The 25187-nt window shown below is 69.8% G+C and carries 18 protein-coding genes; 9 read left to right on the top strand and 9 right to left on the bottom strand.

The features are described 5' to 3' along the window. Positions 1-80 precede the first annotated feature (80 nt). The 3 genes from OG266_RS08160 to OG266_RS08150 all read left to right on the top strand — a co-directional run bounded on the left by OG266_RS08160 (position 81) and on the right by OG266_RS08150 (position 3875). Positions 81-509: an OsmC family protein gene (locus OG266_RS08160; protein WP_371544107.1), complete on the top strand. Its 429-nt coding sequence runs from the start codon at positions 81-83 to the stop codon at positions 507-509. 180 nt (positions 510-689) lie between these two features. Then, positions 690-2594, top strand: a complete 1905-nt coding sequence (dnaK, locus tag OG266_RS08155) for a molecular chaperone DnaK (RefSeq protein ID WP_266473418.1) — start codon at positions 690-692, stop codon at positions 2592-2594. 66 nt (positions 2595-2660) lie between these two features. After that, positions 2661-3875 (top strand): esterase-like activity of phytase family protein, encoded by a 1215-nt coding sequence (locus OG266_RS08150; RefSeq protein WP_371544106.1) that lies wholly within the window; start codon positions 2661-2663, stop codon positions 3873-3875. Between the two features lie 67 nt (positions 3876-3942). Here the strand turns inward: OG266_RS08150 and OG266_RS08145 are convergent, their stop codons facing one another. The 5 genes from OG266_RS08145 to OG266_RS08125 form a co-directional block, all read right to left on the bottom strand. Continuing rightward, positions 3943-4758: an SAM-dependent methyltransferase gene (locus OG266_RS08145; protein ID WP_371544104.1), complete on the bottom strand. Its 816-nt coding sequence runs from the start codon at positions 4756-4758 to the stop codon at positions 3943-3945. 69 nt (positions 4759-4827) lie between these two features. Next, positions 4828-5691 (bottom strand): helix-turn-helix transcriptional regulator, encoded by an 864-nt coding sequence (locus tag OG266_RS08140; RefSeq protein ID WP_266473412.1) that lies wholly within the window; start codon positions 5689-5691, stop codon positions 4828-4830. A gap of 72 nt (positions 5692-5763) precedes the next feature. Beyond that, complete coding sequence (locus OG266_RS08135) at positions 5764-10362, bottom strand: trypsin-like peptidase domain-containing protein (RefSeq protein WP_371544102.1); 4599 nt, start codon at positions 10360-10362, stop codon at positions 5764-5766. Between the two features lie 9 nt (positions 10363-10371). Further along, positions 10372-10695 (bottom strand): CU044_2847 family protein, encoded by a 324-nt coding sequence (locus OG266_RS08130; protein ID WP_371544100.1) that lies wholly within the window; start codon positions 10693-10695, stop codon positions 10372-10374. A 91-nt stretch (positions 10696-10786) separates the two neighbouring features. Continuing rightward, on the bottom strand, positions 10787-11617 hold the full coding sequence (locus tag OG266_RS08125) for a helix-turn-helix transcriptional regulator (protein ID WP_329544601.1): 831 nt from the start codon (positions 11615-11617) through the stop codon (positions 10787-10789). A 36-nt stretch (positions 11618-11653) separates the two neighbouring features. Between OG266_RS08125 and OG266_RS08120 the strand changes: the two genes are divergently transcribed. The 4 genes from OG266_RS08120 (at position 11654) to OG266_RS08105 (ending at position 15218) form a co-directional block, all read left to right on the top strand. Further along, positions 11654-12721: an ADP-ribosylglycohydrolase family protein gene (locus OG266_RS08120; RefSeq protein WP_371552691.1), complete on the top strand. Its 1068-nt coding sequence runs from the start codon at positions 11654-11656 to the stop codon at positions 12719-12721. Positions 12722-12849: 128 nt separating this feature from the next. Then, positions 12850-14028 (top strand): serine hydrolase domain-containing protein, encoded by a 1179-nt coding sequence (locus OG266_RS08115; RefSeq protein WP_371544098.1) that lies wholly within the window; start codon positions 12850-12852, stop codon positions 14026-14028. 126 nt (positions 14029-14154) lie between these two features. Continuing rightward, a complete protein-coding gene (locus OG266_RS08110; RefSeq protein WP_371544096.1) occupies positions 14155-14460 on the top strand; it encodes a 4a-hydroxytetrahydrobiopterin dehydratase in 306 nt (101 codons plus the stop codon). 5 nt (positions 14461-14465) lie between these two features. Further along, entirely contained in the window at positions 14466-15218 is a 753-nt protein-coding gene (locus OG266_RS08105) for a class I SAM-dependent methyltransferase (protein ID WP_266473402.1), read from the top strand. Here the strand turns inward: OG266_RS08105 and OG266_RS08100 are convergent. Beyond that, positions 15193-15666 (bottom strand): hypothetical protein, encoded by a 474-nt coding sequence (locus tag OG266_RS08100; RefSeq protein WP_371544093.1) that lies wholly within the window; start codon positions 15664-15666, stop codon positions 15193-15195. The genes OG266_RS08105 and OG266_RS08100 overlap by 26 nt on opposite strands. Continuing rightward, complete coding sequence (locus OG266_RS08095; protein ID WP_371544091.1) at positions 15663-16142, bottom strand: hypothetical protein; 480 nt, start codon at positions 16140-16142, stop codon at positions 15663-15665. Before OG266_RS08095 ends, OG266_RS08100 begins: the two co-directional genes overlap by 4 nt. A 62-nt stretch (positions 16143-16204) precedes the next feature. On the opposite strand from OG266_RS08095, the gene OG266_RS08090 reads away from it, so the two are divergent. Continuing rightward, a complete protein-coding gene (locus tag OG266_RS08090; RefSeq protein WP_371544089.1) occupies positions 16205-17173 on the top strand; it encodes a helix-turn-helix transcriptional regulator in 969 nt (322 codons plus the stop codon). A gap of 39 nt (positions 17174-17212) precedes the next feature. Continuing rightward, complete coding sequence (locus OG266_RS08085) at positions 17213-19084, top strand: rhamnogalacturonan lyase (RefSeq protein WP_371544087.1); 1872 nt, start codon at positions 17213-17215, stop codon at positions 19082-19084. A 51-nt stretch (positions 19085-19135) separates the two neighbouring features. Here the strand turns inward: OG266_RS08085 and OG266_RS08080 are convergent, their stop codons facing one another. Together OG266_RS08080 and OG266_RS08075 are read right to left on the bottom strand one after the other, a co-directional pair. Further along, positions 19136-21784 (bottom strand): cellulose binding domain-containing protein, encoded by a 2649-nt coding sequence (locus tag OG266_RS08080; protein WP_371544085.1) that lies wholly within the window; start codon positions 21782-21784, stop codon positions 19136-19138. 259 nt (positions 21785-22043) lie between these two features. After that, entirely contained in the window at positions 22044-24959 is a 2916-nt protein-coding gene (locus OG266_RS08075) for a glycoside hydrolase family 48 protein (RefSeq protein WP_371544084.1), read from the bottom strand. Positions 24960-25187: the final 228 nt, after the last annotated feature.

Below are 25187 nucleotides of genomic sequence, written 5' to 3'. Positions count from 1 at the left end.
ACTGGGTGCTCCGGGCCGAGGTGTGATCGGATGGGGCGTACGGAACCCCGGGAACGGGACCACACCCGAAAGGACCCATCGTGGCAACCACGCGCTCTGCACACACCGTCTGGGAAGGCAACCTGCTCGAGGGCAACGGCGTCGTCACCTTCGACTCCTCCGGCGCCATCGACGAGCAGCCCGTGACGTGGGCGTCGCGCGCCCAGGACGCGAACGGCAAGACCAGCCCCGAAGAGCTGATCGCGGCCGCCCACTCCAGCTGCTTCTCCATGGCGTTCTCGCACGCCCTCGCGGGGGCCGGTACCCCGCCCACCAAGCTCGTCACCTGCGCCGACGTCTCCTTCCAGCCCGGCGAGGGCATCACCGGCATCCACCTCACCGTCGAGGGCACGGTGCCGGGCATCGAAGAGGACGCCTTCGTCGCCGCGGCCGAGGACGCCAAGAAGAACTGCCCGGTCAGCCAGGCGCTCACCGGCACGACGATCACGCTGTCGGCGAAGCTCGCCTGACACGGATGCACAATGCGCCGCCGCGGTCCCCTTGAGGGGGCCGCGGCGCCGTCATGTCCGGGCCCGCGCAGGGGCCCCGCCTCGTTGAAGCGCAGGGCACCGCCCCATTGACAGATGCTCACTCAAGTTTTGTGCTTGGGGGCGGGCAGATCGGTCAGAGGCGGGCGGAAGGGGATGGACATGGCACGTGCGGTCGGGATCGATCTCGGTACGACGAACTCGGTGGTCGCTGTTCTGGAGGGCGGCGACCCCACGGTCGTCGTCAACGCGGAGGGCGCGCGCACCACGCCCTCGGTGGTGGCCTTCGCCAAGAACGGCGAGGTGCTCGTCGGCGAGGTCGCCAAACGGCAGGCGGTGACCAACGTGGAGCGCACCGCGCGTTCCGCGAAGCGGCACATGGGGGAGACGAGCTGGCGCTTCCCCGAGACGGGCGCCATCGACGGCACCCGGTACCGCGCGCAGGAACTGGCCGCGCGCGTGCTGCAGAAGCTGAAGCGGGACGCCGAGGCGTATCTCGGCGAGGACGTCACGGACGCCGTGATCACCGTGCCCGCCTACTTCGACGACGCGCAGCGCCAGGCCACCAAGGAGGCCGGTGAGATCGCGGGCCTCAAAGTCCTGCGGATCATCAACGAGCCGACGGCCGCCGCCCTCGCGTACGGGCTCGACCGTGGCGAGGAGCAGACCGTACTGGTCTTCGACCTGGGCGGCGGGACCTTCGACGTCTCGCTCCTCGAGATCGGCGACGGCGTGATCGAGGTCAAGGCGACCAACGGAGACACCAAACTCGGCGGCGACGACTGGGACCAGCGGGTCGTCGAGCACCTCGCCCAGCGGTTCAAGGCCTCGCACGGCATCGACCTCGGCCACGACAAGATGGCGCTGCAACGGCTGCGCGAGGGAGCCGAGAAGGCCAAGATCGAACTGTCCAGCGCCTCAGAGACGACCGTCAACCTGCCCTACATCACCGCCACCGCCGACGGGCCGCTGCACCTCGACGAGAAGCTGACGCGTGCTCAGTTCCAGGAGCTGACCGCCGACTTGCTCGACCGCTGCAAGAACCCCTTCCACCAGGCGGTGAAGGACGCGGGCGTGAAGCTGTCCGCGGTCGACCGTGTCATCCTGGTCGGCGGCTCGACCCGGATGCCCGCCGTCACCGACCTCGTGAAGGAACTCACCGGCAAGGACCCGCACAAGGGCGTCAACCCGGACGAGGTCGTGGCCGTGGGCGCCGCGCTCCAGGCGGGTGTCATCCGCGGCGACGTCAAGGACGTCCTCCTGCTCGACGTCACCCCGCTGTCCCTCGGCATCGAGACCAAGGGCGGCATCATGACCAAGCTCATCGAGCGCAACACCACGATCCCGACCCGGCGTTCGGAGATCTTCACGACCGCCGTGGACAACCAGCCCTCCGTCGGCATCCAGGTCTACCAGGGCGAGCGCGAGATCGCCGCGTACAACAAGAAGCTCGGCGTCTTCGACCTCACCGGGCTGCCGCCCGCGCCGCGCGGGGTGCCGCAGATCGAGGTCGCCTTCGACATCGACGCCAACGGGATCATGCACGTCTCCGCGAAGGACCTCGCCACCGGCCGCGAGCAGAAGATGACCGTCACCGGCGGCTCCGCGCTCCCCAAGAACGACATCGACCGCATGATGCGCGAGGCCGAGCAGTACGCCGACGAGGACCGGGAGCGTCGCGAGGCCGCCGAGACCCGCAACCAGGCCGAGCAACTCGTCTACCAGACCGAGAAGTTCATCCGCGAGAACGAGGAGCGCATTCCGCCCGGCTCCCTGCCGGACGTCGAGTCTGCCATCGCCGAGCTGAAGGAACTCCTGGAGGAGCCCGCCGACACGAGCGAGCTGCGGGCCGGCGTCGAGAAGCTCGCCACGGTGAGCCAGCGGATGGGGCAGGCGATGTACGCGCAGGCTCAGCAGGCGCCCGAGCAGACACCCCCGCAGGAGCCGGCCACCGAGCATGCCCCGAGCGAGGAGGAAGGCGTGGTGGACGCGGAGATCGTGGACGAAGAGAGGGAAAGGGGTGGAGATGCGGACAGGGGCAGGGACGCGAAGGGCGGTGCCGCCTAGTATCCCGGTGCCCCGCTTCGTCTGGTGTTCGGCCGCCCGTCACCCGGGGTCCCTAACGTGCGGGCCATGAAGAGACTTTCGATCACGGTCAGCGCTGTCGCGCTGACCGTCGGACTCGCGTCGCCCGCCATGGCCGACCGCGACTCCAAGGACTACGGTCAGGCCACCACGGCCTTCGGCCAGGCCACACTGACCGGCTTCGCCTCGCTTCCGGCCGAGACGTTCGTCCCGAACAGCGAGCCGTCCGGCTCGGCCATCGGAGCGGGCCCGTTCAACGGCATCACCGGCCCGTTCGCCGACCAGCCCGTCCAGGGCTTCAGCGGCGCCGTCAACCGCCACGACGGCAGCTACGACGTGCTGTCCGACAACGGTTACGGCAACAAGGCCAACAGCGCCGACTTCCTGCTCCGCGTGCACCGCGTCAAGCCGGACACGAAGACCGGCAAGGTCAAGGTCCTGGGCGGCTTCAACCTCAGCGACCCGTACCACAAGGTGCCGTTCCCGCTCACCCGGGCCGACCGGGTGCTGACCGGCGCCGACTTCGACGTCGAGTCGATCGTGCGGGCGTACGACGGCTCGTACTGGCTGGGCGACGAGTTCGGCCCGTTCCTGCTGCACTTCTCGCCGACCGGCAGGCTTCTCGAGGCCCCGATCTCCCTCGACGGGGTGCAGGCGCCGGAGAACCCGTACCTGAACGGCGCCCAGCCCACCACCGGCAGCAGCAAGGGCTTCGAGGGCATGGTCCGCGGGGTCGACGGCCGTCACCTCTACCCGCTGCTCGAAGGCACGGTCAACGGTGACACCCCCGGCGACCTGCGCTTCAGCGAGTTCGACCTGAAGTCGGGCGAGTACACCGGGAAGCGCTTCACCTACCGTCTCGAGTCGCCCTCGAACGCCATCGGTGACGCCATCGCCGTCGACAAGAACCGCTTCCTGGTCATCGAGCGCGACGGCGGCCAGGGCGCCGACGCCAAGTTCAAGCGGATCTACCTTGCCGACACCCGTGACCGCAACGGCGACGGGGCCATGGACAAGACCCTCGTGGCCGACCTGATGAACATCGCGAACCCGAAGGGCCTCGGCGGCTTCGGCGAGACGTTCACGTTCCCGTTCACCACGATCGAGGACGTGGTCCTCCTCGACAACCGGACGCTTGCCGTCCTGAACGACAACAACTTCCCGTTCTCCTCCGGCCGTACGCCGGGCAAGGCGGACAACAACGAGTTCATCACCATCAAGCTCTCGCAGAGCCTGAAGGCGGACAAGCGCGCCCTCCGCTAGGGGTGTTCAGCCCCGCCGTCCCGGCCGCGGCCCGAACTGCTTCGGGTCGCGGCTGTGTCACACCCGCTCACGACTTGCGGGCGACCGCCGCGTACAGGGGCACGATTCCCTCGGCCTTGGCGGCCACGTCTCCCGGTCCCGGACGCCAGTCGACGGCCGGGACCACGCCCGGCGCCAGCAGTTCCAGGCCGTCGAGGAAGCGGGTGAACTCGGCGCGGGTGCGCGGATGGAAGGGCGTGCCGCTCGCCCGGAAGAGCCCCGTGACCTTCGCGATGGTCTCGGGGCTGAGGTCAGGGGTGACCTGGGACAGGATCACGAAGCTGCCGGGCGCGAGCGCGGTGACGTACCCCTCGAGCAGGCCGTACACGTCGTCGCCGTCGGGGGCGTCGTCGAGGTAGTGGGTGAGCGCGACCAGTGACAGGGCGACGGGCCGGTCGAAGTCCAGGTGCTCGGCTGCCAGGCGCAGGATGGTGTCGGGGTCGCGGAAGTCGGCGTGCACATAGTCGGTGGCGCCCTCCGCGGTGCCCCGCAGCAGCGCCTCGGCATGCCGCAGGACGATCGGGTCGTTGTCGGCGTACACCACCTTCGCCGCCGGAACGATCTCCTGGGCGACCTGGTGGAGGTTGGGCTCGGTGGGGATGCCCGTGCCTATGTCCAGGAACTGGTGGATCCCGGCCTGCGCGACGACACGGGTGGCCCGGTGCATGAACCGGCGATTGGAGCGCGCGCTGCGCACGGCGGCCTCGTCCGCGGCGGCGATCTTCCGGGCCAGCTCCTCGTCCACCGGGTAGTTGTCCTTGCCGCCCAGCCACCAGTCGTAGACACGGGCGGGATGCGGACGGCTGGTGTCGATGCGGGTGGGCGCGGCGTCACTTCCGGTCACAGCGATGCTCCTCGGTAATTCCGGGTTTCCAACGTCTTCGAATGTCTTCAACGGCTGCGTGTTCCCGGCTCAGAAGCTCGTCCGGAACTCCTGGAGGATCTCCTTGGTGCGCTGCGCGGACGCCGCGTGTGCCGACATGTGGTCCAGGACCTCCAGGTGCAGGGCCACCTCGGCGCGCGAGTCGAGGTAGAGGGCACCGGTCACGTACTCGCTGTAGACCATGTCGGGCAGCTCCGGCTCCGCGAAGCGGAACAGGGCGAAGGACGTGTACGTCCCCGGGTGCGGGCCGTTCTCGAACTCGGCGATCTGGAGCGTGATGTGGTCGTGCTCGACGGCTTCCAGGAGCCGGTCGATCTGGTCGCGCATGACCTTGCTGTCGATGCTCACGGGGCGCCGCAGCGCCGTCTCGTCCATGATCACCCAGAGGTGGGGCGCGTTCTCGCGGGTGAGCAGCTCCTGCCGGTTCATGCGCAGTGCCACATGCCGCTCGATGGACTCGGGACCCGTCTGCCCGACCGTCCCGGCCTCCAGCACGGCCCGCGCGTACTCCTCGGTCTGCAGCAGTCCGGGAATGAAGTGCGGTTCGTACGAGCGGATCAGCTGGGCGGCACCCTCCAGGCTGACGTGCATGCTGAACCACTCCGGCAGCACATCGTGGAACCGCTGCCACCACCCCGGCCGGTTGGCCTCCTCGGCCAGCCCGATGAAGGCGGCCACCTCGTCGTCGGCCACGCCGTAGGTCGTCAACAGCACCTGTACGTACGGGATTTTGAGGGCGACCTCCGCCATCTCCATCCGCCGTACGGTCGCCGGGGCAACGCGCAACACACGCGCGGCCTCTTCCCGCTTCAGCCCCGCGGTCTCCCGCAACTCCTGGAGCCGCCGCCCCAGAACCACCTGCCCCACGGTGGGCGCAGCCCGCCGCTCACTCACGCCACGCCTCCCCACGCGCCGAAGTACACGCGCAGTGTGTCATGTTCCCCCACGACCCTCACAGGTTCGGCTTCATACCAGCAGTCCGCGCAGCGCTTTGAGGGACGTGTCACCCCGCAGGGCGGCGAGCAGTGCGTCGCCGTCCTCGGTGAGACGGAGCAGCATGGGCGCCAGTCCGATGGCTTCCGCGGCGAGTTCGCGCCGGTGCAGCCACTGTCTCTCGGCGAGCCAGCGGCTGGTGACTTCTGCTGCCGTCGACAGCGGCATCGACGCCTGCAATGCGCTGCTGCTGGCGAGGACGGCGGCCTTGAGAGTGGGATTCCCCGCGCGGGAGAACCGGTTCAGGACGGCGGGAATCCACTCCCGCAGACTCTCGGGGCGCATCTCGCCGGCGATGTCCATGGCGGCTGCCGCGCAGACCGGGTCCCATCCGCATCGGCCGAGCATGTGGAGTGCCTGGTCCATGTCGCCGAGCCGTGCGGAGCGGACCGCGATGGCCGCGCGGAGCCGGTCGCGCTCTCCGGCGCTGTCGACCCGCCTTTCCGCGGTCTCGGCCAGCACGGCCAGACGATCGTGGTCGAAGGCGTCGATGAGTGCCGAGACGTCGGTGGTCCACCCGACGGGAATGCTGTCCCGGTCGCTGTCGTCGGGGTACGCGCTCGCGCCCTCGGCGAAGCTGCGTGGCAGGAGCAGATCCCACGCCCTGTTGCGAAGGCCCTCGGGAACGTGGTGGAAGAGCTGTGCGGCCCAGGCCAGATTCGACGGATGCTCGGCCTTCTCGCCATGGAGGCACCTCTCCACTTCGTCCCAGAGCCGCTCCGCTTCGGCGGTGGGCACCGACGGGAGGAGGGCGGTGAGAATGTTCGCCGCGCGCCAGGCGGATTTGGTCCGGCTGCCTTGGACCGAAGCGTTCGCCAACTGTCGGCGCGCGTCCGCCTTTATCTGGAACATCAGCGTGGGCGACAGTTCGGGTCCGGCCGCCGACAGTGCGCAGGCCATGGCGAACGGGCTGCCGTTGCGCTCGGCGCAGGCCAGTGCGGCCGAGGGGCCGGCGGTTTCGATGAGGGGGACGAAGTAGTCGTGGAAGACGCGCCCCGTGCCCGGAGTGAGCCAGTCCTCGTGCCCTTGGCCGTAGTCGGAGATGAGCTGGGAGACCGTGTCCTGATCGAGCTCGCGGGACATTGCGGCGCATGCGGTGCGTCGCGCCGCATCCCTCATCCAGGATGGCAGGGGGGCCGTCAACTGCCGTACCTCTGCGGCCGGAACGGGGAAACGTGCGCTGATTCCGGCCAGCGCCGCGAACCTCAGAGCGCCGTTTTCGAGAGCGCGGAGAGTGTCGGTCCACCCTCTGACGGGAGGCTCGGTGGCAAGGCTCGCCCGCAGTGCCTCCACCGATGTTTCTGTGAGGTGTGGACGGTACGTCGCGGCCAGCGCCGCCTGCGCCGCATGGACCCCGAAGCCTGCCCAACGCGCCAGCACCGCTCGGAGACCCAGAGGTCTTCCCGCGTCGGCTTCCGTCGTGGCGACGCGTAGCGCTTCGGGAATCAGTTCCTCGCCCAGCGCCGGAGCGACAGCCTCCAGCGCACCCCAGAATCTGTCGCGGTCCTCGGCCCGGCCGATGATGCGAAGGGCGAGCCCCCCGAGTCCGCCCCTCGCCATGTCGGTCAGGGTGCGCCTCGCGTCACTGGCTCCGCCGTTGAGTGCTGTCTCGGCGTGTGCGGTCAGGAAGTCCACGATCTGCCGGTGTTCATCGGGTGGGCACGAGTTTCTGCTCAGGGCCGCGTAGACCCTGCACTGGTCGGATGGCGTGGGCGACGGCGCCATGGACCGCACGCGACGGCACAGTTCGGGCGTCAGATGGTCGGCCACTTCCTTGAGTACTTCTGCCCACAGCCACATCGAGTCCGGTGGGTCGTCCAGCATGCTGGACAGCCGCTCGGCGCGGACGCGGTCGGACAGCCAGGGAGCGGTCACCGTCACCGCTCCGGCAAGGAGATCGACCTCGTGGAGCCTTCCGCTGCCCAGAGCGCGGTCTCCCAGCAGCCAGTGCGCCGCGGCCTGTTCGGGATCGCGATAGCCGAGCGCCGCAGTGATCCGCGCCGCCTGGTGGGAGGGCACCGTGGCGGTCAGTCTGCGTAGGAGATCCGGTCGGCTGCCCCCCAACTCGTGGATGCGTTCGACGGCCTTCCGGCATGTCTCCACGGCGAGGTCGTCGTCCATCTGCGACACAAGGCCGACGAGCGCGTACGCCTCCTCGTAGGTGCGTCTCCTACCGCCCGCCGAGTACGAGGTGGGAGGCTCGACTTGGTGTTCGGCCACTCGCACCGCCTCGCTCGGTGACGCGGTCCGGGCCAGATACACCGTGTATGCGGAGAGGGCTTCGGCGAATTCGAGGTTCGCGGCAGGCCGTGCGCTGTCCAGGAGGGCGTCGATCTCGGCGCGCCTCGTGTTGTTCAGCACCGGAATCAGCAGTCCCACGGCCGTGGCGCGCTCCTCGTCCGACACCCGGCCGCGGACATACCCGATCGCCCGGCTCTCACTCCAGATGCCCCAGCGGACGAGTTCGACGGCCAGTTCGGGTGAGAGGCAGTCGGCCTGGGCGCTGGTGTCGGCCCGTGAGGCGGCGACGCCGAGGGCCGCGGCGACCGGAAGCGTTCCGGCCCGGTGCGGGATCTCGCGTCGCGCATGGGTGATCAGCCCGTCCAACGCCCGTTGAACGTCCGGCAGATGGCCGTGTACCTCCTCCGCCTTCGTGTCCCACGCGAGCCGCCACTCGGACGAGCCGAGCGAGAGCAGGAGTCCGCGTTCGGTGGCCCCCGACCGGTCGAGATGCTGCCCCAGGTGTCTCACCAGATACGCCGGAATGCCGTCGGCGGTCGCGCGTCCCTTGCGCACGTCTCGAAGGGACTCCCGGGCCCAGGTGAGATAGGCGCGGTCCACCCGTGTGAAGTCGTCGTCCTCTCGGAGCCGGCGCTGACGCTCGGCCGCATAGCGCGGATGGGCCAGCATGAGAGCGTGATCGCCCTCGCGCCGGGTCAGGAAGCGGCGCAGCGCGACGAGGGCCTGGTCGAGTCTGTCGCCGGTCGACATGTGCGGTGGGGACACGTGCGACAGGCGGCGCATCACCTGTGCGGCCTCGCCTCGCGTCAGTGGGCCGTGCGCCATCGCCAAGGTGTCCAGCAGCGCGCCCACATCGGCGGAGGGCGGCCCCGTTCCGGACCGCCACTGCACTTCCTGGTCGCTCCACCAGCGTGTGAAATAGGCGGTGAGGCCCCGTTCCACCGAGCGCAGTGCGGCTGGTTCGGGGATCCGTCCCTTCTCCTGGAGAAGCTCGGTCATCTCGTCGACGTAGAGCCTGAGAACCACCGGCTCCCCGTCGGACACCCGGTGCAGCTCCGCGGCCACACCCTCGGGATCCGGCAACCCGTCCCGCAGGCCGGGCTGTCGCGCCAGCACATCACGGACGCCCTCTTCGGTGAGTCCGGACAGTTCCAGGGTCCGGGCCCTGCGCCAGCCGATCCGGTCACGCCAGTCCCGTGCCGTGGGACGGTCCGCCGTGTGCCGGGCGGACAGGACCACGCGTACGCCGTCCGCCAAGTCGTGTGGCAGGAAGTGCGGCCCCGGATCCCAGCCGACCGCCTCGTCGAGCCCGTCGACGACGATGAGGAGCCGGCCGGACGGCGGACGTTCGTGCAGGAGGCGTGCCAGTTCATCCCTGAGTTCTTCCGCTCCCCGGCCGGAGACGACGACCGGCGCCCGGTAGGCCCGTGCGACGCGGGACACCAGCGCCCGGTACACCACGTCCTGGGTCGCCACCTCGAAGGCGATGCTGATCGGCACGAAGACGACGGACAGCCCGTCCGCCCATTCCGCAGAACGGGACAGCGAGTCGACCCACCTGATGAGCAACGAGGACTTGCCGCGCCCCGCCGCGGCGGTGACCAGCAGGCGTCCGTTCGCCAGGGGGTCTCGCAGCCAGTCGGTGAGGTCCGCCAGTTCGGCGCTCCTGCCGCCGAAGGGGACCGGCTCCTGCGCACTCCCGAGGGCCGCGTCCATCAGGTTGGCGATCGGAGTGTCCAGGGGCAGGCCGGCGCTGACCGAGATCACGCCGGTCAAGCGGAAGCGTGCCAAGGCCGTGCGCACGGGTACGGCGTAGAGGACGTTCGACGCGGCAGGCTTCCGGCCCGCTGTCTTGGTACGCCAATGCACTTGTTCGACCAGGATCGCCGCGACCCCGCCGGAGGCGGGAAGGACGATCGCGCTGCCGGAGTAGCCGGAGAACTCGCGCATGTCCTCGTCGACGAGCAATTGGACGACCTCGACCTCGTGGCCCTGTGCGTTCTTGATCCGTCGCGCTGCACTGGTCACCGTGCCGGACAGTTCGGGGTCGTTTCCCGCCGGAGGCGGACGGAGTACCCGCCATTCGTCTCCCGCGACGGCCGTGGTGACGTACGTGGCGTCGACGTCCTCCGCCAGATGGAGGACCGCTATGTCGAGTTGCTCGTCGTCCTCGGTGCGGATGACTTCGACCGTACGTCCCGTCGGCAGCCGGAATTCCAGTCGGGCGTCCTTGCGGTCACGGATCACATGACGAGCCGTGAGCACGGCCCGGGGCGACACCGCGCAGCCCCCACCATTGAAACGCTCGCCGACGAGGACTTGGCCGTGCATGGCGGTGCTCTATCCCTCACGGCGGCGGAAAGTGATCGCCACCTCGAACGTCGCCTCGGTGGACGCCTTCGAAAGGATCACCCCGGCCTCGGCCGTGAGTGTGATTCCGAAGGTGGCCGAAACCTCGCCGACTTCCCAGCCCTCCCGACCGGGCAGATTGCCGAGACCGCCGGCGACCGATTCAGCCCCCGCATGGATGGCGTCCCGAATATCGCCCAGCCGGTTTCTCAGCGTCTCGGCGACATTGGATCCCCAGGCGATCTCGCGACCGCTCTCAAGATCCACGACTTGGACGAGTACACCGGTCGAGGCCTGGTCGACGGACTCTGCCATGCGCTTCCCCCTGATGTGCGGTTCCCGCATTCCGGCCGTGGAAGGCCGTGGGCGTTGAAGGCCGCCCGGGAAAACGGTAGTTGATGTCACGTCAAGAATGCAGATTCTGAAGGTACTTGGCCGTCGCCGGGTCCGCGGGGAGAAACGTCTCGATGGCCAGCTCGGAGACCGTCACGTCCATCGGGGTGTTGAAGGTCGAGATGGACGAGATGAAGGACAGGATCCGGCCGTCGTGCTCGATCCGCATCGGGAGCGCGAAGTAGGGGACGGCGTCGAGGGGCTGGTCCTCCGGGGTGGGGTCCGGGACCGGGTACGCGGCCACCTCCTCGTACAGGGCGCGCAGCGGCTCCGAGCGGCGCAGGGCGATCTGCCGGTCCATCTGCGCGAGCAGGTGGTCGCGCCATGCGCGGTGATTGCGGATGCGCGGAGCCATGCCCTGCGGGTGCAGGGTCAGACGCATCGCGTTCAGCGGGGGCGCGAGAAGGGCTTCGGGGACACCGTCCAGGAGCATGACGATGCCCCGGTTCGCGGCGAGGACGTTGTACGTCGCGTCGACCACCAGCGCCGGATACGGCTCGTAGCCCTGGATCAGCCGCTCCATGCCCTCGCGCAGGGCGTCCATCGCCGGGTCGTCGAGCGGGGTCTCCGGGTAGTGGGGCGCGTAGCCGGCGGCCAGCAGCAGCGCGTTGCGTTCCCGGACAGGGACCTCCAGGTGCTCGGCGAGTCGCAGCACCATCTCCTCGCTCGGGCGGGAGCGGCCCGTCTCGATGAAGCTGATGTGCCGGGCGGATGAACCGGCCCGCAGCGCCAGCTCCAGTTGACTCACCCGCCGCTGCTCCCGCCAGCCGCGCAGCAGCGGGCCGACGCCCTTGCCGTCGGGGGCACTTGGGAGCGCGGAGGCACCGGAAGCGACAATGCTCATACGAGGACGGTAGTCGAGGAGCGGTGCGTGAACGACATGAGGAACGGGCGGCTGGGCTGGGAGGCCGAGGCGGTCTACCGGGCACGGGTACGGGGCTGTCTGCTGGGCGGGGCGATCGGCGACGCGCTCGGCTATCCGATCGAGTTCGACTCACTGGACCGGATCCGCGCGGCGCACGGCCCCCGCGGAGTGACCGGACTGGTCCCCGACGGCGACGGGGTCGTGGGACGCGTCAGCGACGACACACAGATGACCCTGTTCACGGTGGAGGGCCTCCAGCAGGCGCACGCGCGTGAGCGGCTCAAGGGCATCGGGGGCGGCTGGCCGCGGCTGGTGCGGTGGGCGTACGGAAGGTGGCTGGACACACAGACGCAGCCCGGGCCCGCCGCGGACGTCCACGGGGGACTCGCCGCGCAGAGCTGGCTGTACGCACGCCGGGCGCCCGGCAACGCCTGCCTCTCCGGGCTCCAGGAGCAGGACCACGTTCCCGACCCGATGACCGAGCTCGGCCCGCCCGGACCCGTCAACCCCGGCTCCAAGGGGTGCGGGACGGTGATGCGCTCGGCACCCTTCGGGCTGGCCCCCACCTCGGACGACTTCGCCTTCGGGATGGCCGCGCGGTGCGCCCGGATGACCCACGGTCACCCCACCGGGTACTACGCCGCCGGAGCGCTCGCCGCGATCGTCGTCCGTCTGGTCGCCGGGGAGTCCCTGGAGAGCGCCGTGCTGCGCGCCCTGCGGCTGCTGGCCCGCCACCCCGGGCACGAGGAGACCTCCGCCGCCCTGACCAGGGCCCTCGACCTGGCCTCCGAAGGCGCCCCGACCGCCGAGAAGCTCGAGTCCCTCGGCGCCGGCTGGATCGCCGAGGAGGCCCTGGCCATGGGCGTCTACAGCGCCCTCGCCACCCCCGACGTCGCCGACGCCCTCCTCCTCTCCGTCAACCACTCCGGGGACAGCGACTCCACCGGCTCCATCTGCGGCAACCTCCTCGGCGCCCGGCACGGCGACCACGGGCTCCCGCAGGAGTGGCTGGAGCGGATCGAGGGGCGCGCCACGATCACCGTCCTGGCGGACGAATTCGCGGCGGAGTGCGTACGGCGCTGAGCCGCAGGGGTGGCGCGGCGGGCTTCGTCCGGCGGGAGCCCTTCCCTCCCCGCTGGGGGATATCCCCCGTTCCGATCCTGAGGCCTGCCGGATCGTCTCCGCCCCGGGGACGGACCTAGCGTTCGGCCATGACTCCGACTTCGCGCATGCGCCTCGCCTTGGTTCTGGCCACCGCCATGCTGCTCGCCGCCGAGGCGGCCACCGCCGTGGCCCGGCCCGCGGGTTCCTCCGCCGCAGACCGGTTACGCCGGGACACCGAGGCGATCCACGCCCTCGGTGTCAGCGGAGTGCAGGCCCGCGCGGTCGCACCCGACGGCCGGCAGTCGGTCGCCATCAGCGGCACGGCCGACCTGCGCACGGGCCGCCCGGTCTCTTCCGACGGCTACTTCCGCATGGCCAGCACGGCCAAGACGCTGGTCGCCACCGTGGTCCTCCAACTGGAGGCCGAGGGCGGGCTGTCCCTGGACGACACCGTCGACCACTGGTTGCCGGGAGTGGTGCGGGGCAACGGCAACGACGGCAGCCGGATCACCCTCCGCCAACTGCTCCAGCACACCAGCGGCATCCACGACGACCTGCCCGGATACACCACACCGGAGGAGTACTACCAGCAGCGCCACGACGTTCACAGTTCCGAGCAGCTGGTTGCCCGCGCCATGGCCCACGCGCCGGACTTCCCGCCCGGCGAGGGCTGGGCGTACTCCAACACCGACTACGTCCTGCTCGGCATGATCATCCAGACGGTCACCGGTCAACCCGCCCACCAGGAGATCGAAGACCGCGTCCTGCGCCCGCTCGGCCTCGACCGGACCCGGTGGACCGGCACTTCCTCCGCCCTGCCCCGGCCGCACGCCGAGGCCTACCAGCTCTTCGGCCCCGGCTCCCTGGTGAACGTCACCGATCAGGTCGCGGTGGGCCACGAGATCTCGTTCGCCACGACCACGCGGGATGAGAACCGCCTCCTCCGCGCGCTGCTCGCGGGCCGCCTGCTGCCGCCGCGGCAGCTCGCCGAGATGAAGCAGACCGTCCCCGTGAGCGCGGACCTCCAGCAGTGGTGGCCCGGCGGCCGATACGGGCTCGGCCTGGTCGAACGCCCCCTGACCTGCGGAGGAACCTACTGGAGCCACGAGGGCGGGGACGGCGGCTACATCACCCTCAACGGCGTCACCGACGACGGCCGTCGGAGCGCCGTGGTCTCGATGTCCGAGGCACGCGGTGACACCCCGGAACACATCCTGGCCCAGGAGAACGCGGCCAGTGCCCTGATCGACCACGCACTGTGCGCCGGGGACCCCAGCAGCCCGTGAGCGGAAGCGTCGGCGCGAGGCTCAGGGCGGCCGAGTTCCCCGAGCCCCCGGAGCCGAGTTCCGGCGTCTGTGGCACGCTGGGAAACAGCCCCGCGCGCCCCCTCGTCGTACGAATGGAGCCAGGTCATGCCCGTCGAACCGCTGTCGCAGAAGGAGATCGAGGACCAGCTGGCGGACCTGCCGGGCTGGTCCCTGGACGGCGACCGGCTCGCCCGCACCTACCGGCTCGGTTCGCACTTCGCGGCGACCGCGCTCGTCGTGCACATCGCTCAGATGCAGGACGAACTGGACCACCACTCCGACCTCACCCTCGGCTACAACACCGTCTCCCTCACCGTGAACACGCACAGCGTCGGCGGCGCGGTCACCGAGCTCGACCTCACGCTCGCCCGCAGGGTGGAGGACCTGGCTCCCGGGCACGGTGCGCACTGACCCGCATGCTCGACTACGACAAGGAAGCCGACGAGTACGACGCCACGCGGGGCGGTGAGCCGAGGGCCACGGCGGCCGCCGATGCCGTACTCGGCCTCGTCCCCGAAGACACCCGCACACTGCTCGACGTCGCCTGCGGCACCGGGATCGTGACCCGGCGCCTCGCCGCCGGGCGGCCGGGGCTGCGGGTGACGGGCGTGGACGCCGCGTACGGGATGGCGCGGATGGCGGCGGCGCGGATGCCGGGCGCCGTGGTCCTCGCCGACAGCCGCCGACTGCCCTTCCCCGACGGGGAGTTCGACGCCGTGACCAGCGTGTGGCTGCTTCATCTGGTCGACGGCCCCGAGGACGTCCGGGCCATCGTCGCCGAGTGCACGAGGGTGCTGCGGCCGGGCGGGGTGTACGTCACCACCGTCGACAAGGCCGCTGCGCACGACGTCGGCAGCGACATCGACGCCGTACTCGCCCCGCGTCCGCGCCGCCCCGCCCAGGACGGCGCCGAGCGCGTCGAGTCGTACGCCCTCGGGCACGGACTCGTCCCGGCGGGCCGGGCCCGGTTCCGGGGCCACGGCCAGGGGCGCAGCCCGCACAGTACGGTGGCGGACCTGCGGCGCGGCTGGTTCACGCAACTGGCGCCGGACGACCCCGTGACCGAGCGGTTCGCCACCCGCCTCGCGGCGCTCCCTCGTCAGCGACTCCCGCGTCCCGACCCGGAGTTCACCCTGCTGGCCTTCAGGAAACCGAAGCCCTCCGCGTGAAGTCCATGACCCAGTTGGTCACCCACGTCCGCTCCCCGTCCACGGAGAAGGCCTGCTCCCAGCGCGCCGTGCTGTCGGAGATCCCCGACCACACGAACCGCACCCGTACGTCCTTGCCGTCGTGCGTGTCGTCCCCGTAGAACTCGCCCCGACCGTCGGGCCCGAACCGTCCGGTCACCGGAGGGAACAGCTTGCCGGTGCGGTTGGTGGACCAGTTCAGGGACCACTCCTCCGTCGCGGGATCGAAGAGCCGAAGGGTGAGCCCCTTCCAGCCCTGGCAGGCGACGTCCATCTCGTCGATGTTCCCGGCTCCGTCGAAGAGACTCCAGCCACGGTTCGTCGCCGCGAACTCCTCCCAGTCGCTGTCCGCGTCGAGGAAGTCGGTGCGGCGGCGGTGGTGGACATCCCACTCGCCGTGGAAGAAGTCGAAGTCGTGCGCGCTGCTCATGAGCGGTCTCCTGTGGTGCCCTCGGGGAGGGTGTCGTGGATGTAGGCGTCGAGATCGGGTACGTCGGGCGCGAGCAAGTGCCGTACCCAGGCGTCGCGTTCGTGCAGGATCGGCGGCAGTTCCCAGACGCAGCCGATCCACGGGAGGTCGGGCGTGATGAAGTGCGTCGGGTCCCGGTCCGGGCAGCCGAGGACCGGCTGACCCGCCGACGCGCCCCGGAAGTGCAGGACGTTGTCCCACACCCAGCTGTACGCGTTGAGGTAGGCGCCGTCGTCGCCGCCCCGGTGCAGCACGACGAAGGTCGCGGGCGGCGTGTTGTCCGGCTCCGGAAGCAGTGCGGGCAGCATCGCGTACGCCGCCTTCTCCACGTCGGGCGCGATGCCGGCCGGGTCGGTGGTCACGTGGTAGCGCTTGATCCGCCGGCCCGCCACCTCGATCGGCGGCGGAACGGTCAGCAGTTTCTCCCTGAAGGCCATGCGAGCAAGCTAGGTCCACTTCACTGACACCTTCTGTCAGTGAAGTCTGGGATTCTGGCGAGGTGAAATCAGCGCGCCTCGTCTCGATCCTCCTGCTCCTCCAGACCCGCGGCCGAATGACCGCCACCCAGCTCGCCGAGGAGCTGGAGGTGTCGGTGCGAACCGTGTACCGGGACGTGGACGCGCTGCACACGGCCGGCGTGCCGCTCTACGGGGACGCTGGGCACGCGGGCGGCTACCAGCTCCTGGACGGCTACCGCCTCCGTCTCACCGGGCTCACCGAGGGAGAGGCCGAGGCACTGTTCCTCGCCGGCGTCCCCGGGCCCGCCGCCGAACTCGGACTCGGCTCGGTCCTCGCCGCCGCCCAGCTGAAAGTGCGCGCCGCACTCCCGGGCGAGCTGCGCGCGCACGCCGACCGGATCAGCGGCCGCTTCCACCTGGACGCGCCCGGCTGGTACGCGGACGCCGACGAGACCCCGCACCTCCCCGCCGTCGCCGACGCCGTGTGGAACAGCCGCGTCCTGCACATCCGCTACCGCCGCTGGCGCACACCCACCGACGTGCAGCGCCGCCTGGAGCCGTACGGCCTCGTCCTGAAAGCGGGCCGCTGGTACGTCGTCGCGGGCCCGGGACCGCGTACGTTCCGGGTCGACCAGATCCTCGAACTCGCCGTCTCCGACGAGGAGTTCACCCGCCCCGAGGACTTCGACCTCGCCGCGTACTGGACCGCGTACCAGCGGGACTTCCACGACCGCCTGCACCAGGGCGAGGCCGTCGTCCGCATCGCGCCGGGAGTGAAGCTGACCGGCCCGGCCGGCCGCGCCGCCGCAGCCAACGGCCGCCCGGACCAGGACGGTTGGATTCACGCCACCGTCCCCATCGAGTCGATCGGCCACGCGCACGCCGAGTTCCTGCGGCTGGGCACGGACATCGAGGTCCTGGCACCGGCCGAACTGCGCGAGCGGATCGCCCGGACGGCCGTGGAACTGGCCGAGAGATACGGCAACTCCGCGATGAGCGGCGACGACTGAGGGTTCGGAAACCGTCCGTCCTCTCAGGAGGTACGTCACGTGCAGCACCCGCATCCGCACAGCACCCGAAGAGCCGCACTCTCGGCCGTGATCGCCACGGCGGCCCTAGTCGCCGCTGGACTCACTGCGCTCACCCCGGGCACCGCCGAGGCCGCCACCGCCCGCCAGGTCGAGGCCCTCGACCGGGGAGTCGTCAGCGTCTACACCGGCAGCGGCAATCTCGTCAGCTGGCGCTGGCTCGGCACCGACCCGAACGACGTGTCGTTCAACGTCTACCGCGCCGGTACGAAGGTCAACTCGACCCCGATCACCGGCTCCACGAACTACTTCCACTCCGGTGCGCCCAACTCGGCCGACTACACGGTCCGCGCGGTCGTGGGCGGCGTCGAGCAGGGCGACTCGGTGCACGCGATCCAGTTCCGCACCGGATACAAGGACGTGCCCATCACCCCGCCCGCGGGCGGCACGACCCCCGACGGAGTCGCCTACACCTACGAGGCCAACGACGCCTCCGTCGGCGCACTCGACGGCGACGGCGCACTCGACTTCGTCCTCAAATGGCAGCCGACGAACGCCAAGGACAACTCCCAGTCCGGCTACACCGGCAACACGATCATCGACGGAATCAAGCTCGACGGCACCCGTCTGTGGCGCATCGACCTCGGCAGGAACATCCGCTCGGGCGCGCACTACACGCAGTTCCAGGTGTACGACTACGACGGCGACGGCAAGGCCGAGGTCGCCCTGAAGACGGCGGACGGAACGACGGACGGCCGGGGCACGGTGATCGGCAGTTCGTCCGCCGACTACCGGAACTCGAGCGGGTACGTGCTCTCCGGACCCGAGTTCCTGACCATGTTCAACGGGCAGACGGGCGCCGCCATGGGCACCGTCGACTACGTCCCGGCGCGCGGCACCGTCTCCTCCTGGGGCGACTCCTACGGCAACCGCGTCGACCGATTCCTCGCGGGTACCGCCTACTTGGACGGCGCCCGGCCCTCGCTCATCATGGCGCGCGGCTACTACACCCGTACCGTGATCGCCGCCTGGGACTGGCGGAACGGCGCGTTCACACGCCGCTGGACCTTCGACACCAACTCCTCCACCAACAGCGGCAAGGGATTCGACGGCCAGGGCTCGCACAGCCTGTCCGTCGGTGACGTCGACGGCGACGGCAAGGACGAGATCGTCTACGGGGCGATGGCCGTCGACGACAACGGCAACGGGCTGTGGACCACGAAGACCGGCCACGGCGACGCCCAGCACCTGGGCGACCTGGACCCCTCGCACGCGGGCCTGGAGTACTTCAAGGTGTCCGAGTCGAGCGGCCAGCCGGCGGAGCTGTACATCAACCCGGCCAACGGGACCGTGAACTGGAGCCTCGCGGCCTGCTGCGACAACGGCAGGGGAGTGGCCGGAGACATCTACGCCGGCAACGACGGCGCCGAGATGTGGTCGGCCTCCGACACCTCCATCCGCGACGAGGCCGGCGCCACCAAGGGCCGCGAACCGTCCTCCGTCAACTTCCTGTCCTGGTGGGACGGCGACACCACCCGCGAACTCCTCGACGGCACCCACATCGACAAGTACGGCACGTCGTCCGACACCCGCCTGCTGACCGGCGCCTCGGTCCACTCCAACAACAGCACCAAGGCCACCCCGTCCCTGTCCGGCGACCTCTTCGGCGACTGGCGCGAGGAGGTCGTCTGGCCGACCTCGGCCAACACGGCCCTGCGCATCTACTCGACCCCGACCGAGACGACCACCAAGATCACCACCCTGCTCCACGACACGATGTACCGCACAGGCCTGGCCTGGCAGAACACCGCCTACAACCAGCCGCCCCACCCGAGCTTCTTCATCGGCAACGGGATGGCGACAGCGCCGCGCCCGGCGGTCTACACGCCATAACCGAACAGGAGGGCGCGTGCCGGGCCCGGCACGCGCCCTCCGCCGCTCAACTCAACTCACCGCGCAGCTCTCCTCACCCAGCTTGAAGGCGGCCGGTTCGCTGTTCGCCCCCGACCAGCTCCCCGTGAAGCCGAAACTCACCGAGGAACCCGCTGCCACCTTCCCGTTCCAGCTCACGTTCTTCGCCGTGACGGCCGCGCCGGACTGTGTGTAGTCGGCGTTCCAGAGCTGTGTGATCCGCTGTCCGTCCGCGAAGGACCAGTTCAGCGTCCATCCGTCCCAGGCACTGGCACCCGTGTTGGTGAGCTTCACGTCGCCCTGGAAACCGCCCGACCACTGGCTCGTGATGCCGTACGTCACCGAGCAGGCCCCGGAACCGCCACCGCCTCCACCGCCGTCGTCGGGAGTGCCCGCCGTGTCGCCGTAGACGATCCCGCGCCCGTTCGTCGACACGTACACGCGCCCGTACACCCGCGGATCACCGGTGATGGCCGCACCCGTCCAACCCCACTGGTGGGCATCGTCGTTGATCCGCGTCCAGCTCGCGCCCTTGTCCGTCGACCGGAAGATCCCGCGTACGCCGCCGATCTTGGCGCTCGCGTAGAGCGTCTGGTACGAGGCTGCGGGCGCCGCCTTGCCGAAGCCGATGGTGTCGGCCTCCTCGATGCCCGGCAGCTTGGTGAAAGTCGCGCCGCCGTCCGTCGAGTGCCACAGTCCGTACGCGCCGTCGCTCGCGCCGCCCGCCAGCCACACGTCGCCCTTCGTACCGGGCAGGGCCTTGAATCGCACGCTGTCACCGCTCGGGAGTCCACTGGCGGCGGACGCGGTGAAGGTCGCTCCACCGTCCGAACTGACGTAGAACTTCCCCGACTTGAAGCCGTAGAAGGTCTTCGGGTCGACCCGGTCCGATTCGACGATCGCGCCGGCCGGGATCCCGCTCGACGCCGACCACGACGTCCCGAAACCGGTCGTGTACTGCACGCCGGTACCGGCCGGGCTCCACACGAAGCGGCTGCCGTCCGAGGCGGACGCGACCGTGCCGCCGCCGCTGACCCCCGAAGGGTCGGTCCCCGCGAACCAGTTGGCCCCGTTGTCCGTCGAGAACGCGATATGCGGACCCGAGTCGAGATTGCCGGCCCGCACCACCGTGTTCGGAGTGGACTCGGCGTAGTCGAGGCTCGTCGTCGAGGTGAAGTTCGGCGAGGTGTACATCATCGGCGGCACCTTGGTGAGGTCCGTGTGCCGGAAACCGCCGATGTCCCCGAGGGCGCTGAGCAGCGGGGCGCCCGACGGGGGAGAGGCGAGGTCGTTGACGGCCGTCTCCTCCAGACCCTGCACCATCGGTTTGATGGTGAACTGGCTTCCGCTGTCCCAGTTCGTGAGGTTCTCCGTGCCGTAGACCGTCGCACCCGTTCCGTACATCATCCGGGCGGAGTTGAACGGGTCGATCTCCAACGCCTCGGTCATCCAGCCGAGTTTGGGGGACTGCTCGGGCGGTGAGGGGTTCGCGCCGAAGGTCAGCCAGGGCGCGGACGACACGTCCATCGTGAAGCGGTTCGAGCGGTTGGGGTACGAGGTGTAGTCCCATGCCTTCGTCCAGGAGCCGCCGCTGTCGGTGGACCGGAAGAGCTGGGTGTCCGGCCACCAGGAGCTGTACGCCGTCGCCATCACGGTGCCCGGATGCTGCCGGTCGACGGTCAGCCCGCTGAAGCCGTAGTAGGTGTCGGCCTCGGCGACCGGGCTGATGTCCGTCCAGGTCCCGGTCCTCGTCGCGTACCGCCACAGTTGGCCCTTGCCGCCGTCGTACGGGCCGCCCTTGTCGCTGTACGCGAGGTAGAGATAGCCGTTCATCGCGTCGAGGACGCCCTTGTGGGCCAGATAGCCGGTCGGCTGGCCGGGGAGCCGGGACCAGGTCGCGCCCCCGTCCGTCGAGCGGTAGACCGCGTTGTCCTTGTCGGCGACCCCGACGTAGACGGTCTGGGTGGCGCTCCCGGACGAACCGGTCGACTCGTCGAAGGTGACCCACGCGATGCCCTGGTTGTCGGAGGCGTAGCCGCTGGTGTCGGTCGGATCCTGCACGTAGTTGCCGACGTTGGGGAAGGCGGTGACCTGGGACCACGAGACGCCCGAGTCCGTCGACCGCCACAGCCCCTTGCCGCTGGGCGCGCCGAGATACAGCACGCTGTTCCTGTTCGGGTCGACGGCGAGCCGCTCGCCCATGCCACGGCCCGGCATGTTCCCGCCCAGCTTGAAGGGCAGATCCGCCTTCTGCCAGCTGGCGCCCCGGTCGGCGGAGCGCAGCACGGCACCGTTGCCCGGGTCCCAGCTGTTGGTGTACGTGCCGACAGCCGCGTACACCCTGTCCGGGTCGACGGAGTCGGAGGCGAGGCTGACGACCCCGGTGTGCCCCCATTCGTTCCAGCCGACCGAGTCGAGCAGCGGGGTCCAGGTCTTCGACGACTCCACCCAGCGGTAGGCGCCGCCGATGTCGGTACGGGCGTAGGCGAGGTTCTTCTCGGAGCGGTTGAAGACGATGCCGGGGACGAAACCGCCGCCGTCGATCCGGGCGTTCTTCCAGGTGTACGTGTCGGCGGCGATGACCGCCTTGGCGGAGGCGGGCGCGGCCAGCGCGGGCGGCGTGCCCGCGAGCAGGCCGGCCGCCAGTGCCAGCACCGCCGTGAGGATGCGGGTTCTTCGCACGGGGGGTCCTTTCCGGAGGGTGAGGGCAAGCGCTTTCTCCATGAGCCGAGAGTGCCGGGCGGCCCTCAGTGCGGGAGAGGGCCGCCCGGCCGGTTGGCCCCGTCGTCAGGTGACGGGACCGAGCACGCGAAGCTTTCAGGCGGTTCCGGGGAAACACCGTGTAGCGGAGCGCCCCTTTAGGGGCGCGGGGAACTGCGCGACCAGCCACAACGGACCCGCAGTCAAAACACGGCCCGACCCGCGGAGCGCCCGGCGGGGACTATTCGAGAAGCTCCGCGTACGACCCCATGGCCAAGGCGATGTCCGCCTGAGCCCAGAACCGGTGGTACGTGAAGGAGGGCGCGGCTCCGCCCGCCAGATAGGACTCGATCTTCGACCACGCGGGGTCGTCCTCGTAGAAGGAGCGGATCGAGTCGAAGGTCGACGAGGAGTTGATCGCGTCCCCGTTCGGCATCGTGCCGCTCCAGCCGCTCGGGACGTACAGGCCGTCGTCGAAGCGGTTGTAGTCGGCGCGGGTCTCCGGGACGGCGATGCCCAGGCCGTCCTGGTAGTTGCCCCACATGCCGTCGAGCAGCGCCTTCGCCGTCGTCGCGGCCTGCGTGTCACCGGACCTGTCGGCGTAGTACGTCAGGGTCTTGGCGTACGCGGCCGCCACGCCGACGTCGTTGGTGTAGTCGGCGACGGTGACGTGAAGTCCGCTGTTGGCGCCCGGACTTGAGGCGTTCCAGGTGTCCGGGGCGCCGGACCACTGGAGGGTGGAGGGGATCAGGTAGGTGCCGTCCGGGTTGATCGTGGTCTTGGACAGCGCCCAGTCGACCCACTTGTCGAGGACCGCCTTCGCGCTCGCGTTCCCCGTCTGCTGGTAGTACTCGGCGACACGCTCCATGGACCACGCCTGGAAGCCGAACCACTGGTTGGACGGCGGGTCGTGGTACACGGGCTTCTCGTCGTAGTACATGCCGTAGAAGGTCGGCGTCCCGGCCGGGGGAGCCGCGTAACGGCCCGCCCAGCTGTTGGTCGCGCCGCCCGCGATGGCGCCCTCGCTCGACTGCAGCCAGCGGTAGAACTCCAGCTGCCTGCCCAGGGAGGTGGCCCAATCCGCCTGCCCTGTCGAGGACTTGGGCTTCAGATCGGCGTACGAGCTGAGCGCGTACGCCGCCAGGGGGTTCTGGTAGCCGCCGTGGGTGTGGCTGGAGCCGATGCGCCAGGCCCAGCCCGCCGAGGTGTCGGTGGCGCCGCCCCAGGCGTAGTACCAGGACATCAGATAGTGCGAGGCGTCCTTGCCGGTACCGGCCGCGCAGGCCGACGGACCGACGCAGTTCCCTATTTTCTTGAAGTACTTGTCGTACATGGAGTAGCGCAGATAGTCGCCCATCTTCGCGGCCTTGCCCACGGTCGCCGAGACATCGGCGCCCTTGCCCTGCTGCTCGGCCCACACATCCGCCCAGTACGCCGCCTGTACGGCCCGCGCGTCGGCGTCCGGCGCGTTGGTGAACTTCCACTGCTTCGCGTACGAGGCGTCCCCGGTGAAGAGGTCCAAGTACCCGTTCGTGCCGCCGTACTTGAAGGCGTCACAGGTGGGCTGCGGGACCGTCTCCCACACCGACTCCTGCGGGCCGCGCTGGAAGGTGTTGATGTACGAAGGGCCGGTGTCCGCCGGCCCCGCCTCGCACTTGCCGGGCGAGTTGCCGTAGCCGTAGACGTTGTCCACGTCCTGGAGCCAGTGCATCCCGTACACGTCGTCCGTGCCGTACGCGCTCTTCAGCTCGGCGGCGATCGGATCAGGGCCGACCGACACTCCGGTGTCGAGCTGGGCCGGGTACTGGTTCGGGGTGTCGTACTCGGGTGCGTACGTCGCCGGCTTCGAGGCGTTGTAGAAGGAGTTCGTCGGCTGGTCGGCGTGCGTGGGGATCATGTACGTCTCCATGGTCGTCCACGCGGCGTTGAACTTGGACCAGTCGCCGGTGACCTTCCCGTACATCGCCTGCAGCCAGATCAGATAGCTGTACGCCTCCGAGGTCGTCTCATGGCCCTGGTCCGGCGCCTCGACGATCAGCGTCTCCACCGAGTGGTACGGAATGCCCTCGGGGGAGAAGTAGCCGTTCGCCGGGTTGGTGATCTTGCCGTACAGGTCCAGGAAACGGGCGTCGTACGCCTTCGACGCGGCCAGCTCCGTCACGGTGACCGTGGCCGGGGCATGGCCGGTCGCGGACGCCGTGAAGGTCGCCGAGCCCGTGCCGGAGGCATCGGCGGTGATGGTCACCTGCTGCGCCGTGTTCCAGTTGGACGGCGTGAAGGTGAGCGAGGCGCCGCCGGTGACGGACAGGCCCGTGTTGCCTGCGGTGCGGGCCACGGAGACGGTCGTATTCGCGCTCGGCTGCGTCGACAGCTTCACGTCGAAGGTGCCCGACTTGCCCTGCTGGACGCCGAGTTGACCCGGCGATGCCACCACGGCGGGACCCGAGGCGACCGTGATCCCGACCGGCGTGGAGTCCGCCGACGCGCCAAGGCTGTCGTACGCCTTCGCGACCAGGGAGTGGCTGCCCACGGTCAGGCTGCTGACCGACAGCGTGTAGGGCGAGCTGGTGTCCGCGCCGAGCAGGGTCGTGTCGTCGTAGAACTCGATCCTGCTGATGGTCGCGCTGTCGGCTGCCGCCGCCGTCGCGGCCAGCGGGACCGCGCTGCCCTGGGTGTAGACGGCACCCGGAGCCGGGCTGGTCAGCACGGTGACCGGCGGCTGGTGCGCGCCGGCGCAGGTGGTGCCGTTGACCGCGAAGGAGGTCGGGGCGGTGTTCGTGCCGCTGTAGGTGAACTGGGCGCCGGTGGTGACGGCGGCCCCGGCGGCGATCGTGCCGTTCCAGGAGGCGTTCTGCACGGTGACCGCCTTGCCGGACTGGGACCAGGTGCCGTTCCAGCCGTTGGTGAGGGTCTGGTTGCCCGCGTAGCCGTACGTCAGGGCCCAGCCGCTGATCGCGTCCGTACCCCGGTTGGTGATCGTCAGATCCGCGGTGAAGCCGGAGCCCCAGTCGTTGGTCCGGTAGTCGACGCTGCACTGAACTACCGCCGCATGGGCGGGAGTTGTGCCGGTCGTGAGCATGGTCAGCGGAAGGGCGAGGGCCGCCACGACAGCCGTCCACAGCCGCCGCGCGGTGCGACGTCTCCGTCTGGGATGCATGTGCTGGTTCCTCCTTGCGGCTCGGAGAAGGGGGGAGGAGCAACAAGCCTTGAACCAGTGGGAGCGCTCCCATACTGATGAGAGGGGTGAGGGGGGTCAAGGTGCTTGAAGAGTCGAAATGATTCGATTGATCAACAGTGCAACTGCTCTGTCCTTTACCGTCACTTGGCGCTAGCTTCATCCGCACCAGTGGGAGCGGTTCCATCAGTCGACGCGTCCGTCACGACG

This window comes from Streptomyces sp. NBC_00554, from assembly GCF_041431135.1.
In the GTDB taxonomy this organism is placed as follows: Bacteria; Actinomycetota; Actinomycetes; order Streptomycetales; family Streptomycetaceae; genus Streptomyces.
Note: the sequence above shows the minus strand (reverse complement) of the source record. Positions and strands in the feature narration are given on the sequence as shown.

Coding starts and splice junctions, on each gene's coding strand:
- dnaK (WP_266473418.1), top strand. CDS start 690: ATGGCACGTGCGGTCGGGATCGATCTCGGTACGACGAACTCGGTGGTC.
- OG266_RS08150 (WP_371544106.1), top strand. CDS start 2,661: ATGAAGAGACTTTCGATCACGGTCAGCGCTGTCGCGCTGACCGTCGGA.
- OG266_RS08135 (WP_371544102.1), bottom strand. CDS start 10,362: ATGCACGGCCAAGTCCTCGTCGGCGAGCGTTTCAATGGTGGGGGCTGC.
- OG266_RS08130 (WP_371544100.1), bottom strand. CDS start 10,695: ATGGCAGAGTCCGTCGACCAGGCCTCGACCGGTGTACTCGTCCAAGTC.
- OG266_RS08125 (WP_329544601.1), bottom strand. CDS start 11,617: ATGAGCATTGTCGCTTCCGGTGCCTCCGCGCTCCCAAGTGCCCCCGAC.
- OG266_RS08120 (WP_371552691.1), top strand. CDS start 11,654: ATGAGGAACGGGCGGCTGGGCTGGGAGGCCGAGGCGGTCTACCGGGCA.
- OG266_RS08115 (WP_371544098.1), top strand. CDS start 12,850: ATGACTCCGACTTCGCGCATGCGCCTCGCCTTGGTTCTGGCCACCGCC.
- OG266_RS08110 (WP_371544096.1), top strand. CDS start 14,155: ATGCCCGTCGAACCGCTGTCGCAGAAGGAGATCGAGGACCAGCTGGCG.
- OG266_RS08105 (WP_266473402.1), top strand. CDS start 14,466: ATGCTCGACTACGACAAGGAAGCCGACGAGTACGACGCCACGCGGGGC.
- OG266_RS08100 (WP_371544093.1), bottom strand. CDS start 15,666: ATGAGCAGCGCGCACGACTTCGACTTCTTCCACGGCGAGTGGGATGTC.
- OG266_RS08095 (WP_371544091.1), bottom strand. CDS start 16,142: ATGGCCTTCAGGGAGAAACTGCTGACCGTTCCGCCGCCGATCGAGGTG.
- OG266_RS08075 (WP_371544084.1), bottom strand. CDS start 24,959: ATGCATCCCAGACGGAGACGTCGCACCGCGCGGCGGCTGTGGACGGCT.